1 protein-coding gene is annotated in these 254 nt (G+C 54.7%); it reads left to right on the top strand.

What is annotated here, in order from left to right; translation table 11 throughout:
- Positions 1–42: 42 nt before the first annotated feature.
- Positions 43–254 (top strand): 3'-5' exoribonuclease domain-containing protein (locus AC1RPQ_RS08575; protein ID WP_481762361.1); only part of this gene is annotated, 212 nt, incomplete at its 3' end.

Genomic DNA, 254 nt, shown 5'->3' with positions numbered 1-254 from the left:
GATATCAAGCCGAAACACGGAATAGGGCAAAAGACATTCGTCATGATCGATATCGAGAGTCTGGGGCTGCGCGTCGGCTCCCCGATTCTATCGGTCGGCATTTGCTCTGTGGTGCCCGGCATCGGCATCATCGACAGCATGAAGTGGAACCTCAATCTCCAAGAGCAGCTTAATCGTGGTGGAAAGATCGAGGCCGACGCCTTCTTCTGGTGGCTGAATCAATCTGAAGCGGCGCGAAGTTCACTGGTCACGGG

This window comes from Dellaglioa sp. CoH-57-MRSF-21 (assembly GCF_056781915.1).
This window is presented reverse-complemented; position numbering and strand designations above follow the sequence as displayed.